Source organism: Oleiphilus sp. HI0080 (genome assembly GCF_001635135.1).
The window spans coordinates 1-1,229 of the sequence record NZ_LWFU01001015.1 but is presented as its reverse complement, the minus strand read 5'-3'; the positions used below and the strand labels follow the sequence as shown (position 1 = coordinate 1,229).

The following is a 1,229-nucleotide window of genomic DNA, read 5'->3' as shown; positions in this document are numbered from 1 at the left end:
CTACCATTGGTAGTCGTATTGAAGCTAAACTGCTTACGTCCAAGTAGCTTTGACAAGTAAATATTCATTACGGAAAACTTACTAGCACCAGGAGAAAGCCAGCCAAACAATTCTCGCTCTTGCGGTTCAGGGATAACGCTTATCTGAGAAGCGTAACGCCCAAGAAAATCAACAGAACCTCGTGCAGTGCGGCCACCAAACACCGAGCCGCTGATCGCTCGACACGCGTCGTTATCGCCTTCGCCCTTAACAAGCTCACTCACACAAGCACCAAGCTGTGTACGAATCAGGCGTGCCTTAGACACTCCCTCACCTGCAATTGAGACAACTCTCTCTGAAGGCAAAGTTCCCGTCTTGAATAGTTCTGCAAACGCAATGACGTCTTGGTAAGAAATACTCCAAACCGTTTTAGCACTACTGACTGGATCCAAGTAATGAATATGCGTACCAGCGTTTCCAGCTGGATGAACGCCCGAAAACTTCTCGATCGATACCTGAGCACTTGAAGGGACATCTGGCTCTTTTCCCGGCTCGCAGCAAACAAATACGCGACCATCAGTAAGCTTAGTCAGCAACGTAACCCCTTGAGCAAAAGCTTCCGCCTTTTCAGCAATCACAACAGAGGGATCCGCAGCAAGAGGATTGGTATCCATCGCTGTAACAAAAATCGAGTTCGGAACGCTGTTGATCTCAGGTACTTTGCTAAAAGGTCGCGTACGCAGAGCTGTCCAAAGACCAGATTTAACCAAATTCTCGGCAACTTGCTCGCGTGTAAGCGAATCAAATGATGCTGAATCGTGCTTTTCAAACTCAACAGCTTCATCGCCTTCAATTTCTACGACGATAGACTGAAAAACACGTCGTTCACCACGATTAATTTCAACGACTGTTCCACTCGCTGGCGAAGTATAGATGACCCCAGGGGTTTTCTTATCTTCGAACAGTAGCTGACCACGCTTAACCTTGTCTCCGATCGCAACGGCCATAGTTGGCTTCATTCCGACATAATCGAAACCAACAATACCCACTCGACTGACAGTTTTTGTGTCCGCTATCTTTTGTTCTGGTGCACCAGTAATTGGAAGATCGAGGCCTTTATTAATTTTGACCATTAATCCCGCCTAAGCTTAAACAAAATGAATTTTCCACCTTACCTCTGCCTTGGATACCATTGGATCCAAGAACCCTTTGCACGAAATCAGCCGCGCCGACTTATAAGTAACGAGAAG

Annotated in this window: 1 protein-coding gene; it reads right to left on the bottom strand. The window is 46.7% G+C overall.

Annotated elements, in window-relative coordinates; translation table 11 throughout:
* A partial coding sequence (locus tag A3751_RS19215; protein WP_068458595.1) for a Na(+)-translocating NADH-quinone reductase subunit A occupies positions 1 to 1,112 on the bottom strand: 1,112 nt, incomplete at its 3' end.
* Positions 1,113 to 1,229: the final 117 nt, after the last annotated feature.